Source organism: Halegenticoccus soli (genome assembly GCF_002844195.1).
Taxonomy (GTDB): Archaea; Halobacteriota; Halobacteria; order Halobacteriales; family Haloferacaceae; genus Halegenticoccus; species Halegenticoccus soli.
Map to the genome: position 1 here is coordinate 273,290 of NZ_PEND01000001.1, position 13,555 is coordinate 286,844.

The following is a 13,555-nucleotide window of genomic DNA, read 5'->3' on the forward strand; positions in this document are numbered from 1 at the left end:
GTCACTCGACCACCGCCTGCCGCTCGCGCTTCGGCGAGACCGGCCCGTCGCGGCGGATCGCCTCGTTCACCGCGAGCGTGAGGTCGAACGTGCGGCGGGCGTCGGCGTACGCCGACCGGACGTCGCCGCCCCCCGCCTTCACCGCCTCGACGAACGCGTCGACCTCCGAGCGCCACGCACAGCCCTCGGATTCGAACTCGATCTCCTCGCCGTCGACAACGCCTTCGAGCGAACTGGTCGACTCCGGCGGGGAGCCGTCGGCGAAGCCGAACGACAGTTCGAGGTGGAACCCGTCCCCGACGAGCAGGAGGCCGACGTCGTCGCCGGGGGACGCGGCGGACGTCGAGACGTGGCTGACGGTCCCGTTCTGGTGTTTCATCGTCGCCGAGACGGCGTCCTCGAAGTCGATCTCGTCGCCGACGACCCGCTTGCCGCCGACCGCGCGCACGCTCTCGACCTCGCCGCCGAAGTACCGCACCAGGTCGAAGACGTGCGCGGTCTGCTCGACGACCTGTCCGCCCGACTTCTCCTTTATCCCCCACCAGCTAGCGCCGGGCACGCCGCCGACCCACCGCCCGTCGACGAGCGCCACGTCGCGGTCGCCGATCAGCTCCCGGGCCTTCTCCACCGCGTCGGCGTAGCGGAGCATGTGTCCGACCTGCGAGACGACCCCGGCGTCTTCGATCGCCGCCTCGACCTCGTCGGCCGTCTCCGTCCGCAGCCCGATCGGCTTCTCCACGAAGAGGTCGAACCCCCGTTCGGCGGCCAGCACCTCCTGATCCGTGTGCGCGAACGGCGGGATGGCGACGAACACCGCGTCCGGATCCTCGGCTTCGAGGAGTTCCCGGTGGTCGGTGTACACGGACGCCCCGTGCGGCTCTGCGGCCCGCCGGGCCGCCTCCTCCGCGACGTCGCACACGGCGACGACGTCGACGTCGTCGCGCGCTTCGAGGTTTCCGAGGTGGATCGACGCGATGCCGCCCGCTCCGATGAAGGCTAACGCTACCGTCATACAGATTCAGTAGGAAATCGCCGGCACTTTAACCTACCTTTCACGGAAACGGTCTCCATTAGTTGGGAATAATGCGCAAATAAGGCTAACGGAGGGGCTTCCGGAAGGGTTGCTTCGGGGTCAGGTCCCTTTCATTCCCCCGTTCGCCAGCCCCTCGACCAGCCACCGCTGGACGACGGCGAACAGGAGGATCACGGGGACCATCGTGATCACGGCGGCCGTGAGCACGAGCCCCCAGTTGATCTGGTTCTGCGTCTGGAACAGCTGGAGGCCGAACGGCAGGGTGCGCGTCGCGGCGGTCTGAGAGAGGACCGAGACGGCGAGGTAGTCGTTCCACGAGAGGACGAACGTGTAGAACCCGGCGACGGCCATCCCCGGCGCGGACAGCGGCAGGATGACGCGCCAGAGGACGTCCACCTGCGAACAGCCGTCCATCTTCGCGGCGTCGTCGAGCGACTCCGGGATGTCGTCGAAGTACCCCTTCAGCATCCACGTCGCGAAGGGGAGCGCGAAGGCGGTGTGCGCGAGGACGATGCCGGTGAACGAGTCGACGAGCCCCAGCTCGAACATCAGGAGGAAGAAGGGGATGAGCACGAGCACCCACGGCAGCATCTGGGTCGAGATGTACCCCAGGAGGAGCACGCTCCGTCCGGGGAACTCGAAGCGGCTGAGCGCGTAGCCGGCGAGCGTTCCGAACACGAGCGTCAGCGCGGTGGTCGCGGTCGCGACGACGGTCGAGTTGACGAAGTACCGCCGGAACTCCGGGCGCGCCAGGACGTGCGCGTAGTTCCGCAGGGTGAGTTCGTCCGCCGCCGGAACGACCCGGCCGGAGTACATCACCTCCGTCGACATGAGCGTCGACAGGATCAGCCAGGCGATGGGGAGCAGGAGGAAGCCGAAGTAGACGGCGAGGACGCCGTAGACGGCGAGCGCGCGGCGAGGGCTCGTCTCCTCGTCGAGCCAGTCGTCGAACCGACCGAGGAGCCCCCGACCGCCGACGTCGCGCGTCGCCATCAGCGCCACCTCCCGCGCGTCCGGTGGGCTCCGCAGAGCGCGCGGGCGCGGCGCGCGCCGGCCGGGAGGTGGCTGCCGGTGACGCCGAGCCAGTGGGGGTCGTCTCCGGCGCTCGCGTCGGTCGTCGGTTCGTCGCTCATCTCAGGTCTCCTCCAGTTTCACGTACACCGCGGTGAACGTCAAAAGCAGAATCAGCATCACCACGCCGACGCTGGCCGCGTAGCCCAGCGCGTACGAGGTGAACGCCTGCTTGTAGACGTACGTCGCGAGGACCTCGGTGCTGTTCACGGGCCCGCCGCCGGTCGAGAGGTAGACGATGTCGAAGTTGTTGAACGTGAAGATGACGTGGAGCACGATCATGATCATCGACACGTAGGAGATCTGCGGCAGGGTGATGTACCGGAACCGCTGGAGGGGGCCCGCGCCGTCGAGCTGGGCGGCCTCGTACAGCGACTCCGGGACCGACTGCATGCTCGCCATCAGCGCGATGGCGAAGAAGGGGACGTTCCGCCACACGTGCATCGCGACGACGAGCGGGAACGCCCAGGTTTCGTTGCCGAACCAGTAGGTCGTCGGCAGCCCGAGCCAGTCGAGCACGATGTTGACGAACCCGAAGTCGGGCTGGACGAGCCACCGGAAGATGATCACCATGACGATGATCGGCAGGACCCACGTCACCATCGAGACGCTCCGAAAGAGGCCGATCCCGGGCACCTTCTCCTTGAGCGCGAGCGCGAGGCCCAGGCCGAGCAGGTACTCCAGCGAGACGGCGACCGCCGTCAACAGGACGGAGTTTTTGAACGCGAGCCAGAACGTCGGGTCCGCCACCATCCGCGCGTAGTTTCCGAGGCCGACGAACTCGGCGTCGCCCGGATTGATGAGCGACTGCTCGAACAGGCTGATCCAGACGCCGCTCACCGTCGGGTAGACGACGATGACCCCGAGCAGGACCGTGGTCGGGAGGACGAGCGCGTAGCCGAGCCACGTCTCCCGGAGGAACCAGCGGAACTCCTCGGCGTAGCGGCCGAACCGCTCGCGACCCGTGGTTGTCGTCGCCATGTCAGACTTCGGATTCGAGGGATTTCAGCTGGGAGTGGAGGTCCTTCCCGGCGGCGTCCGGCCCCTTCTTCCCGTAAACGACGTTCTGCATCTCCGTCCAGAACGCCTCCTGAACCGGCCCCCAGCTGATCTTGGCCAGCGGCTTCCCGGTTTCGAAGACGTCGACGAGCGGTTTCCAGTTCTCGTTGTCGATGGTGGACTCGACGTCCTCGTGGACCGGCGTCGCCAGGTCGCCGGAGTCGGGGATCGCCTCCTTCTGTTTCCGTAGCGACTCGGGACTGGTGAACCTCCTGACGCCCTCCCACGCGGCGTCCTTATTCCCCGAATTCGCGTTCACCATCACCGGCTTCACCTCGAGGTACGTCCCTTTCGATCCCCCCTTCGCCCGCGGCAGGTGGGCGACCGCCGACTTCTCGTCGAGGAGGGCCTTCGTCCGTTCCGCGTCCTGGATCTCCTCGCCGGTCGTCCAGCCGCGCAGCCACGGCCCGCACTCGATCATGGCGAACTGGCCGTTGAGGAAGCCGGGGTCGTTCACCTGCCAGCCGGTGCCCTTCTGCTCCGGATTCGCGATCGGATCGTCGGCCGCCCACACCCGGTAGTAAAACGCGTCGAAGACCTTCGCGAACACCTCGGCGTCGGGGACGAGCGTCCAGCCGTCGCCCTCGCGCTCGTAGAGGTTGTCCTCGTGCTGGTAGACGTGCGACATCCACTCCTGGAACGCCCGGACGCTCCCCTTCTTCGTGCAGTTGTGGAAGGCCCACATCCCGTCTTCCTTCTCGTTTATCGTCCTGCCGACCTCCAGGAACTCCTCGGCTGTCTGCGGCGGCTCCAACCCGTGCCTCTCGAAGACGTCCTTCCGGTAGATGAGCGCCCGGCCGTTCCCGGTGAACGGCAGACCGTACAGCTTCCCGTCGTACTCCATCGCCCTCATCGCGCCGTCGACGTACCCGTCGAAGTAGTCGAGTTCCTTCGCGCGGTCGCCGATCGGTTCGACGAGGTCGGCCTTCACGAACTCGCTGAGGTGCGAGAGCACGCCCTCGATGTAGTCCGGGTTCCCGCTGCGGGCGCCGGTGAGGAACTTCTGCCGACGGTCCTCGTAGCTGAACGCCGCCACCTTCAGGTTCGTCCCGGTCTCCTCCTCGAAGCTCTCCTTGTACCACTTCTCCCACGGGTCGTCGTTCTCGTCGCTGAAGTAGTCGGTCCAGAAGATGAGCTCCTTGTCGTTCCCCGACCCGTTCGACCCGCTCGATCCGCCGGAGAAGCTCCCGCCGATGCAGCCCGCGAGCGTAGCTGCGGCGCCGACGCTCAGCCCTCTGACGCAGTCGCGCCTGCTCGGACGCGAGGTCTTGCGTGACTCTGTCATGCTAATCGTTCGTGGCTACAATCGAAACAGGAATACTAATATTTTTCCCTGATGGACTATCCCGCCGGAGCGACGTTTCGTCGAACCGACGCGGCCCCGTGCTGTCGGTGGCTCGCGCCGACGCTCGGTTCGTCGGCGACGACGTGCGCTCGATCTACTCTCGGCTCCGCGTTCTCGGGCGCGGGGGAGTCCGCCCGATCACACGCTGAGCCTCGCCTCCGCGTCCTCCGACGGCGGCTCCCGGTTCCGAAGCGCCTCTCCGGTGCGACCGTCGAAGAGGTGAACGCGGTCCTCCGGGAAGGTGACTTCGACGGTGCTGCCCGGGTCGAGGATCACGTCCCCGTCGAAGCTGGCGGTGTACTGGTCGCCCCCGATCTGCAGGTACACGAACGTGACGTCGCCGAGCGGCTCGGTGACGTTCACCTCCGTGGCGAGGACGTTCTCGTCGTCCGGTTCGGCGAGGCGGACGTCCTCGGGACGGACGCCGAGCACGAACTCCGTGCCGCGCCCGACCACGTCCGCGGCGAGTTCGTCCGAGAGGTCGTACGCGAACGCCTCGTGGACGAGCGACGGCGAGTCGCCCGACTCGTCGAGCCGCACGTCGAAGAAGTTCATGCTCGGCGAGCCGATGAACCCGGCGACGAACCGGTTCGCGGGAGCGTGGTAACATTCGAGGGGGGTGCCGATCTGCTGGAGTTCGCCGCCGTTCAAGACGGCGATGCGGTCGCCCATCGTCATCGCCTCGGTCTGGTCGTGCGTCACGTAGATCGTCGTCACGCCGAACTCCTGCTGGAGGCTCTGCAGCTCCGTGCGCATCTGCGTGCGCAGCTTCGCGTCGAGATTAGAGAGGGGTTCGTCCATCAGGAACACCTCGGGATCGCGGACGATGGCGCGCCCGAGTGCGACGCGCTGCTGCTGGCCCCCGGAGAGCTCCTTCGGCTTCTGGTCGAGGAGCTCTTCGATCCCCATCATCTCCGCGGTCTCCGTCACCCGCCGGTCGATCTCGTCCGTCGAGAGATCCGTCGTCATCTTCAGGCCGAACGCCATGTTCTCCCGGGCGGTCATGTGGGGGTACAGCGCGTAGTTCTGGAACACCATCGCCATGTTCCGGTTCTTCGGCTTCTCGTCGGTCACGTCGTCGCCGTCGAGCACGATCTTCCCGTCGGTCGGTCGTTCGAGCCCGGCGATACAGCGGAGCGTCGTCGACTTCCCGCAGCCGGACGGGCCGACGAGGATCAGGAACTCCCCGTCCTCGATCGCGCAGTTCAGCTCGTCCACCGCGACGATCTCGTCGCCGCCGTCTCCGAACACCTTGGTCAGTCCGTCTATGTCAATCCGGCCCATAGTCACTGACAACGAACTCGGGGAGTTAAAACTACTGCATGTCAGTACCCGATCACGCTCCCGATCAGTACCGCCTCGGCGTCGCCGCTCGGACCCGCGCGCTGGGCCCGCCGATTCGCGGTTCGTCCGCGACGTTCGTTCACGGTGCGTGAACGAGGGGCGGTCGCGTCCGGGTAGCGGCGGTTCGACCGCGGCTCGGCCGCAGTTCGGCCGCGGTCCGCCGCTTCTCTTCCGAGGCCGTCGGAGCCGGCCGGGAGCGACCGATCGGCGGAGACGGCGCGTCGGTCGGATCGCTCGCCCGACCCGACGTTCGTTCACGCTCCGTGAACAAGGTTTTTGTCGGCTCGATACGTCCGTCGCCGTAGTGCCATGACCGAGACGCGACCGGAGGACGAACGCCCGACCCGCGTGGCGAAGACCACGATGACCAGCTTCGAGATCGTCGAGGCGCTCTCCGAGCGCGAATCGGCGGGCGTGTCGGAACTCGCCCGGGAGGTCGGGCTGGCGAAGGGAACGGTCCACAAGCACCTCTCGACGCTTCACCGACTGAACTACGTCGTCAAGGACGGCGACTCCTATCGGCTCGGTCTGCGCTTTCTCGGACTCGGGGTCGGGGTTCGAAAGCGGCTGCCGATCTACCGCCGCGCGCGGGGACACCTCGAACACCTGGCCGAGGCGACCGGCGAAGTGGCGAACCTCATGGTCCCCGAACACGGGTACGGCGCGTACGTGCGGACGGTGTCCGCCGACAAGGGGTACGAGCCGCCGTTTCACGAGGGCGAGCGCGTCCACCTCCACGCCACCGCGGGCGGGAAGGCGATCCTCGCGTACCTGTCGGCGGACGACCGCGAGCGCGTCATGGAGACGCGCGGCCTCCCCCCGCTGACCGAGAACACGATCACCGACCGATCCGCGCTCGGAACGGAGCTGCAGTCGATCCGCGACAGGCGGGCGGCGTACGACCGCGAGGAGCACACGGAGGGGTGGCGGTGCGTCGCCGCGCCGATCACCGACCCGACCGACGCGGCGATCGGCGCGGTGTCGATCTGCGGCTCGACCGAGCGAATGACCCGCCGCCGGACCGACGCCGACATCCCGGGCATCATCGGGAGCGCGGCGAGCTCCATCGAGAACAAGCTCTTTTCCCGCTGACGAACTTCCGCCGCTTTCGTTCACGTACTGTGAACGGTCGCGTTACACGGCTAACCGTGTAACGCGACCGGCGCTCTCCCCTCGGTCGCACCGCCCCGACACGCGGTGCGGCGAACCGATTCGCGGCTCGCGGACCGGGAGTCGGATCCAATTAACAATATCCGATTTTGTCGAACGACTCCACAAAACGGATCTCCGGAAAAGGGGATCGATTCTCACAGAGCGGCGCTGTCCGCGGGCTGATCCGTCGAACTCGCTCGTTCGCTCACAAGAACTGCCGATCCGTTTTTAACCGGGGGATTATAGTTGCTCATCAGATATACATTCCCGTGCGGATCACCCGATCGTGATGTTACCATGGAAATTTCCACACGATCGACGTTTTTTGTTCCGTCCTGTAGCCCCGTTAAAAACATAAATAATTATACATCATCCGCTCGTCAAACTCCGGCTGCTCTCGCCGGCAGATCCACGCTCGGTCCCCGATCGGGGAGACGCGGAGCGAGCGAGAAAAGTAGCTCGCCGCCCTACTTCGCTCGTCCGTGTCACGAACGCCCCGCCACAGAAAATGCTCCGATTGAAGGACGGCATCCACTTCGACCTCTCCCGCACGATCGTCGCCGACGCCCGCGGCGCGGTCGGCGACGTCAACGTCGTGAGCCACGCCCACGCCGACCACCTCCTCGAACGCGCTTCGACGGGAACCGTCGTGTGCTCCGCCGCGACCGCGGCGCTCGCCGGCGCGCGGACCGGCGCGGACGTCGAGTTCGTCGAGGAGACCGACGGGATCTTACTCCTCCCGGCGGGGCACATCGTCGGCTCCCGCGCGGCGCTCATCGAGGAGGACGGCAGACGGTTCCTCTACACCGGCGACGTCTCGACCCGCGACCGGCTCTCGCTCCGGGGATTCGAGCCGGTTCCCGCGGACGAACTCGTCGTCGAAACGACCTACGGCCATCCGGACTACCGATTCCCCGACCAGCGCGAGCTGGAGGGACGCATCGTCGATTGGATCGCGGACGCCGAAGACAGGCCGCTGTTCCTGTTCGGGTACTCGCTCGGGCGGGCCCAGGAGATCCAGGCGCTGGCCGAGCGAGCGACGAACCGCCGGCTCGTCGCCCACGGCGCGGTCGCGAAGATGAACCGGGTGATCGAGTCGGTCTCCGACCGCCGGTTCTCCGCCGTCCCGTACGCCGAGGTCGACGAACTCGCCCCCGACGACGTGTTCGTCGTCCCGACGCACCTCGCCCGGAACGGGTGGGTCAACCGCCTCGCGGACCGGCTCGGCGCGGCGAAGGTCGGCTTCTCCGGGTGGGCCGTCGACGAGTCGTTCCGGTACCGCGGCGGCTACGACGAGACGTTCGTCCTCTCGGACCACTGCGACTTCGACGAGCTCGTCGACCTCGTCGGGGCGGTCGACCCGGAGCGCGTGTACACCCACCACGGGTTCGACGAGACGTTCGCGTCGCACCTCGCGACCGAACACGGGTACGAGGCGTACCCGCTGCGGCGGAACCAGCGGACGCTCGGGGAGTTTTGAGCGCGCGCCGGAGGACGGTGCGGGCGATCCGCAAACGGCGACGCGACCACAAAGCAGATGACGCGGAAGGGGCGACTGGTGTGTATGCCCTCCCGCCACGCCCCGACCGCCGCGAAGTCCCGAACCGCCGCGGACGCGACCGACGCGACCACGGCCCGCGTTACCGGGGTCCGCATCCGCGACACGGCGTCGGGCCCCGCCGTGGAGCTCTCGCTGGACAACAAACTGCTGCGGCTCCCCCGCGGCGGAGACGCCCTCCCGGCGGTTCTCGCCGCGTTCGATCTCGACACCTGGCGGGACGCCGGGCGGCTCTTCGGCGAGGAGATCCCCGTCGAGGTCGACGAGCGCGGCGAGTGGACGCGCCCCGACCTGGACGCGCTTCGGCGACCGAACCGCGATCGGCTCGTCGCTCAGTGAGCGCGTCGCTCGCTCGTCCCGCCCGGCTCTCGGTTATCCGAACCGGCGACCCTCCTTCGAATATCGCATCAACGGCCGTGAACGCAAGACTAAGCGCCGCCCCCGCGTATCCGGCACATGGGACGGAGTGACAACGGAGGCGTCCCCGACGACGCCGAGAGGGGGACCCGAGGGCACGAGCCGGAGTCGCGGTCGGGGTACCGAGTTCTCGTCGCGGTCGGCAACCCGGCCCACGTCGACCAGCTCGTGCGGACCGCGGGAGACCTCGCCGTCGACCGCGGGGGGGAGATCGTCGTCCTGAGCGTGATCGTCAAGCCGTACCGGTCGCCGTTTTCGATCTTCACCGACGAGACGATCGAACGGGAGTTCGGGCGGGATCGGCAGGAGATCCTGGATCGCGCGCTGCGAGCGCTCGGGAAGCGCGACGCCCCGGTCCGCGGCGAGGTGCGGGTGAGCCACGACCTGGCCGCCGCGGTCGTGGGCGCGGTCCGCGAACACGACTGCGACGGCGTCGTCCTCGGCTGGCGCGAGCGCCCCCGGTTCGACCTCGTCTTCGGGAGCGACGTCGACCGGACCGCGACGAACGCGCCCTGCGACGTGCTCGTGGAGAAGATCGGCGCGACGGCGGACGGGGTCGAGTCGGTTCTCCTCGTCGCCGCGGACGGCCCGCACGGCGACCTCGCGGCGGACGTCGCCCGGGCCGTGGCCCGGATGAACGAGGCGCGCGTCGAGGTGGTTCGGATCGTCGACCCCGGCGCGTCGGACGCCGATCCCGGCGAGGATCGACGGTTGATCGACTCGGCGGTCGCCGGACTCGACGACGTCGAGGTCGAACGCTCGGTGCGCGCGAGCGACGACCCCGCCGAGACCGTTCTCTCCCTCACCGAGCGCCACGACGTCACCGTGATCGGCGCGACGGCCGCCCGTCCGCTCCGCCGCTCCGTCATGGGCGCCGTCCCCGAGCGCGTGGCAAAGCGGGCGGAGAAGACGGTCATCCTCGCGCGGCGAAACTGCGCCTGAACGGCTCCCGGTTCGTCTCATCCCCTCGGTTTTCCTGCGGTGGCTTTTCGGCGCTTCGGGTTTCCCGCGACGGGGGTGCGCCGTTCTCGGTCTCGCGCCTCGTCGGTCGATCGATCGTCCCCGCCTGACGGTCGCGCGCGACTCACACTCCGGACAACAAGGTTATTGTGACTCCTCCGGTAGGTAATACACATGGATATCGAGTCCGCCGTCGTGCTCGCGGCCGGGGAGGGGACCCGCCTCCGACCGCTCACGAAACACCGGCCGAAGCCGATGCTGCCGGCGGCAAACCGACCGATCCTGGAGTACGTCTTCGACGCGCTCATCGACGCCGGCGTGGAGGACCTGCACCTCGTCGTCGGCTACAAGCGCGACCGGGTGCAGAACCACTTCGGCGCGGCGTACCGCGATCGGCCGATCACCTACCACGTCCAGGGGAAGCAGCTCGGGAGCGGCCACGCGCTCCTCCAGGCGTCGCACGCGCTCGACGCCGACTTCCTGGTCGTCAACGGCGATCAGATCGTCCGCGAGGAGACCGTGACCGCCGTCCGGGAGGCGCACACCGTCGAGGACGTGGCGACCCTCGCGGTCATCGAAAGCGAGGAGGCGCCCAACTACGGCGCCGTCAAGCTCGACGGCGACCGCGTCGTCGAGTTCACGGAGAAGCCGCGGAGCGACTCCTACCGCCTCCTGAACGCCGGCGTCTACGTCTTCGCCCCGTCGTTCTTCGTCGAGGTGGAGTCGACGCCCCGACAGCACGGCGAACTGTCGCTCTCCGACAGCATCGCCCAGCTCGTCGAGAACGGGAGCCCGGTCCGCGGGGTTCTCACCGACGGCATCTGGGAGGACGCGACCTACCCGTGGGATCTACTCTCGCTCGCCCGCAAGCTCATGAACCGGGGGCTGGTCGAGGGCGCGGCGGGCCCGAACGCGGCGGTCGTCCCCGGCGGACGCGACGGAGCGGGCGGGCCCGACGGAGCGGGCGGGACCGACAGAACGGACGGCGCGGGAGGCGCTGACGAACCGGGACGCGTTGACGGGCCGGAGGGCGTGGACGGCACCGACGGCGCGAGCGAAACGGCCGGAGCCGGCCGAACGGCCGGACTCCGCGGCGCGGCGGCACTCGACCGATCGGCCGGAGCGGACGGCGTGTACGTCGACCGGACGGCGACCGTCCACCCCGACGCGACGCTCCAGGGGCCGGCGATCGTCGGCCCGGACAGCGTGATCGGACCCGCCGCCGTCGTCGGTCCGAACACCGCCCTCGGTCGGAACGTCACGGTCGAGGCGGGGGCCGTCGTCCGCGGCTCCGTCGTCGACGTGGACTCGCGCGTCGGGCCGAACGCGACTCTCGTCGACTGCGTCACCGGAGAGGGGGTCCAGGTCGGCGCGGGAACGGTCGCTCCCGGCGGATCGGCGGACGTCCGCATCGGGACGCGGATCCACGAGGGGTGTCAGCTCGGGGCGGTCATCGCGGATCGGGCGCGGCTCGACGGCGGCGCGACGGTCGAACCCGGATCGCTCGTCGGCCCGCACGCCAGCGTCCGGACGGGGGCGCACGTCCGGGGCGACGTCGACGAGGGCGCGGAGGTGCGGCGCTGATGTGCGGGATCATCGGCGTCGCCGGCGCGGACGACGCGACGTCGGCGGTGCTGCTCGAAGGCCTCTCCAACCTGGAGTACCGCGGCTACGACTCGGCCGGGATCGCGGTCGGCGGCGACGAGGTCGAGGTCGAAAAGAAGGAGGGCGAACTGTCCGCGCTGAAGCGCGCGCTCGCGGGGCGGACGCTCGACGGCGCGGTCGGCATCGGCCACACCCGCTGGAGCACCCACGGCCCGCCGTCCGACGAGAACGCCCACCCCCACACGGACGAGTCGGGCCGGGTCGCCGTCGTCCACAACGGCATCATCGAGAACTACCGGGCGCTGCGCGACGAACTCGAAGCGAAGGGCGTCTCCTTTTCGAGCGAGACGGACACCGAGGTCGTGCCCCACCTGATCGCCGAGGCGCTCGACGCCGGCGCGGACCCCGAGTCGGCGTTCAGGCGCGCCGTCGAGCGCCTCGAGGGGAGCTACGCGCTCGCCGCGGTCGTCGCCGGCACGGACGCGATCTTCGCCGCCCGGCACGACTCGCCGCTCGTGCTCGGGATCGGCGACGGCGCGCACTACCTCGCGAGCGACATCCCCGCGTTCCTCGAACGCACCCGCGACGTCGTCTACCTCGACGAGGGCGAGTTCGCGGTGCTCACCCCCGGAGACTGGCGCGTCGAGGACGAGCTGGGCGAGCCGGTCGAAAAGGAGGTCGAGACGGTCGAGTGGACCGCCGAGCAGACCGGCAAGAGCGGCTACGACCACTTCATGCTCAAGGAGATCCACGAGCAGCCGAAGGCGCTTCGGCAGTGCCTGCGGGGCCGCGTCGACGAGCTGGAGGGTCGGATCACCGTCGAGGAGCTCGACGGACTCGACGCCCCCGAGGAGGTGCACTTTCTCGCCTGCGGGACCTCGTACCACGCCGCCCGCTACGGCGCGCTGCTGCTCCAGGAGGCGGGCGTCCACGCGACCGCCTTCCTCTCGAGCGAGTACGCGACCTCGCTGCCGCCGATCGCCCGCGACACGCTCGTCGTGGGGATCACCCAGAGCGGCGAGACCGCCGACACGCTGAGCGCGCTCCGGAAGGCGCGCGGTCGCGGCGTGGAGACGGTGGCGCTCACGAACGTCGTCGGGAGCACGGTCGCCCGCGAGTGCGACCACGTGATGTACATCCGCGCGGGTCCCGAGATCGGCGTGGCGGCGACCAAGACGTTCTCCTCGCAGCTCGTCGGGCTCAACCTCTTCGTCGAACAGCTGCTCGCGGACGAGCCCCGAAACCGGGATGTCCGGGAGCTCGTCTCCGCGCTGCGGGACCTCCCGGGGCAGGTGCAGGAGGTACTCGACGAGTCGCGGGCGGACGAGGTCGTCGAGGAGTTCATGGGCGCGAAGTCGTTCTTCTTCATCGGCCGCGGGGTCCACTACCCGGTGGCGCTCGAAGGGGCGTTGAAGTTCAAGGAGATCACCTACGAGCACGCCGAGGGATTCGCCGCCGGGGAGCTGAAACACGGACCCCTGGCGCTCGTGACGGAGGAGACGCCGGTGTTCGCGCTCGTGACCGGCGACGGGGAGAACGCGCGGAAGACGATCGGCAACGTGAAGGAGGTCGAAGCGCGGGGCGCGCCCGTGGTCGTGGTGACCGACGGCGAGTCCGACGCGGAGCGGTACGCCGATTCGGTGCTCGAGATCCCGGCGACGCACGAGCGGACCGTGCCGATCCTGGCGAACGTGCAGCTCCAGCTCGTGGCGTACTACATGGCCAGGCGGCTCGGGCGGGCGATCGACAAGCCGCGCAACCTGGCGAAGAGCGTCACCGTCGAGTGAGCGTTCGGATCCCCGACGGGATTCGACCCGGGAGGCTCGACGGGGTTCGAGCCAGGCCCCCCGACGGGATTCGAACCGAGACACCCACGGCGTCGAACGGGTGCGCTTTTCGGAGCGTACGACGACGGATTCAGCTCCGCGGCTCTCTCCGAGGCTCCGCCGTGATATCCGCCAGTTACTGACCCGATATCTGGTATTTACCGAAGGGATGAAAGTACACAGAA

The 13,555-nt window shown here is 68.6% G+C and carries 12 protein-coding genes; 6 read left to right on the top strand and 6 right to left on the bottom strand.

Features of this window, described 5'->3' with window-relative positions; genetic code table 11:
• Nucleotide 1 precedes the first annotated feature (1 nt).
• The 6 genes from CNO20_RS01375 to CNO20_RS01395 form a co-directional block, all read right to left on the bottom strand.
• Nucleotides 2-1,012: a Gfo/Idh/MocA family protein gene (locus CNO20_RS01375; RefSeq protein ID WP_101294242.1), complete on the bottom strand. Its 1,011-nt coding sequence runs from the start codon at nucleotides 1,010-1,012 to the stop codon at nucleotides 2-4.
• A gap of 120 nt (nucleotides 1,013-1,132) precedes the next feature.
• Nucleotides 1,133-2,026 (bottom strand): carbohydrate ABC transporter permease, encoded by an 894-nt coding sequence (locus tag CNO20_RS01380; protein WP_101294985.1) that lies wholly within the window; start codon nucleotides 2,024-2,026, stop codon nucleotides 1,133-1,135.
• Nucleotides 2,026-2,166, bottom strand: coding sequence for a hypothetical protein (locus CNO20_RS22860; RefSeq protein WP_158237349.1), 141 nt, complete (start codon nucleotides 2,164-2,166; stop codon nucleotides 2,026-2,028). The genes CNO20_RS01380 and CNO20_RS22860 overlap by 1 nt, the downstream gene beginning before the upstream one ends.
• A gap of 1 nt (nucleotide 2,167) precedes the next feature.
• Complete coding sequence (locus CNO20_RS01385) at nucleotides 2,168-3,085, bottom strand: carbohydrate ABC transporter permease (protein WP_101294243.1); 918 nt, start codon at nucleotides 3,083-3,085, stop codon at nucleotides 2,168-2,170.
• A 1-nt stretch (nucleotide 3,086) separates the two neighbouring features.
• Nucleotides 3,087-4,448 carry an extracellular solute-binding protein gene (locus CNO20_RS01390; RefSeq protein ID WP_101294244.1) on the bottom strand — a complete coding sequence of 454 codons (1,362 nt, stop codon included), beginning with the start codon at nucleotides 4,446-4,448 and terminating at the stop codon, nucleotides 3,087-3,089.
• Between the two features lie 198 nt (nucleotides 4,449-4,646).
• The gene (locus tag CNO20_RS01395) at nucleotides 4,647-5,792 is read right to left on the bottom strand and encodes an ABC transporter ATP-binding protein (RefSeq protein WP_101294245.1); all 1,146 of its coding nucleotides are present in this window, start codon (nucleotides 5,790-5,792) and stop codon (nucleotides 4,647-4,649) included.
• 369 nt (nucleotides 5,793-6,161) lie between these two features.
• Between CNO20_RS01395 and CNO20_RS01400 the strand changes: the two genes are divergently transcribed.
• The 6 genes from CNO20_RS01400 to glmS all read left to right on the top strand — a co-directional run bounded on the left by CNO20_RS01400 (nucleotide 6,162) and on the right by glmS (nucleotide 13,331).
• A complete protein-coding gene (locus CNO20_RS01400; RefSeq protein WP_101294246.1) occupies nucleotides 6,162-6,944 on the top strand; it encodes an IclR family transcriptional regulator in 783 nt (260 codons plus the stop codon).
• Nucleotides 6,945-7,512: 568 nt separating this feature from the next.
• Nucleotides 7,513-8,484, top strand: a complete 972-nt coding sequence (locus tag CNO20_RS01405; protein ID WP_101294247.1) for an mRNA cleavage and polyadenylation specificity factor-like protein — start codon at nucleotides 7,513-7,515, stop codon at nucleotides 8,482-8,484.
• A gap of 84 nt (nucleotides 8,485-8,568) precedes the next feature.
• A complete protein-coding gene (locus CNO20_RS01410) occupies nucleotides 8,569-8,901 on the top strand; it encodes a hypothetical protein (protein WP_143423125.1) in 333 nt (110 codons plus the stop codon).
• 117 nt (nucleotides 8,902-9,018) lie between these two features.
• The gene (locus CNO20_RS01415; RefSeq protein ID WP_101294249.1) at nucleotides 9,019-9,921 is read left to right on the top strand and encodes a universal stress protein; all 903 of its coding nucleotides are present in this window, start codon (nucleotides 9,019-9,021) and stop codon (nucleotides 9,919-9,921) included.
• A gap of 192 nt (nucleotides 9,922-10,113) precedes the next feature.
• Entirely contained in the window at nucleotides 10,114-11,523 is a 1,410-nt protein-coding gene (locus CNO20_RS01420; protein ID WP_101294250.1) for a sugar phosphate nucleotidyltransferase, read from the top strand.
• The gene (glmS, locus tag CNO20_RS01425; RefSeq protein WP_101294251.1) at nucleotides 11,523-13,331 is read left to right on the top strand and encodes a glutamine--fructose-6-phosphate transaminase (isomerizing); all 1,809 of its coding nucleotides are present in this window, start codon (nucleotides 11,523-11,525) and stop codon (nucleotides 13,329-13,331) included. The genes CNO20_RS01420 and glmS overlap by 1 nt, the downstream gene beginning before the upstream one ends.
• Nucleotides 13,332-13,555: the final 224 nt, after the last annotated feature.

Coding starts and splice junctions, on each gene's coding strand:
- CNO20_RS01375 (WP_101294242.1), bottom strand. CDS start 1,012: ATGACGGTAGCGTTAGCCTTCATCGGAGCGGGCGGCATCGCGTCGATC.
- CNO20_RS01380 (WP_101294985.1), bottom strand. CDS start 2,026: ATGGCGACGCGCGACGTCGGCGGTCGGGGGCTCCTCGGTCGGTTCGAC.
- CNO20_RS22860 (WP_158237349.1), bottom strand. CDS start 2,166: ATGAGCGACGAACCGACGACCGACGCGAGCGCCGGAGACGACCCCCAC.
- CNO20_RS01385 (WP_101294243.1), bottom strand. CDS start 3,085: ATGGCGACGACAACCACGGGTCGCGAGCGGTTCGGCCGCTACGCCGAG.
- CNO20_RS01390 (WP_101294244.1), bottom strand. CDS start 4,448: ATGACAGAGTCACGCAAGACCTCGCGTCCGAGCAGGCGCGACTGCGTC.
- CNO20_RS01395 (WP_101294245.1), bottom strand. CDS start 5,792: ATGGGCCGGATTGACATAGACGGACTGACCAAGGTGTTCGGAGACGGC.
- CNO20_RS01400 (WP_101294246.1), top strand. CDS start 6,162: ATGACCGAGACGCGACCGGAGGACGAACGCCCGACCCGCGTGGCGAAG.
- CNO20_RS01405 (WP_101294247.1), top strand. CDS start 7,513: ATGCTCCGATTGAAGGACGGCATCCACTTCGACCTCTCCCGCACGATC.
- CNO20_RS01410 (WP_143423125.1), top strand. CDS start 8,569: ATGCCCTCCCGCCACGCCCCGACCGCCGCGAAGTCCCGAACCGCCGCG.
- CNO20_RS01415 (WP_101294249.1), top strand. CDS start 9,019: ATGGGACGGAGTGACAACGGAGGCGTCCCCGACGACGCCGAGAGGGGG.
- CNO20_RS01420 (WP_101294250.1), top strand. CDS start 10,114: ATGGATATCGAGTCCGCCGTCGTGCTCGCGGCCGGGGAGGGGACCCGC.
- glmS (WP_101294251.1), top strand. CDS start 11,523: ATGTGCGGGATCATCGGCGTCGCCGGCGCGGACGACGCGACGTCGGCG.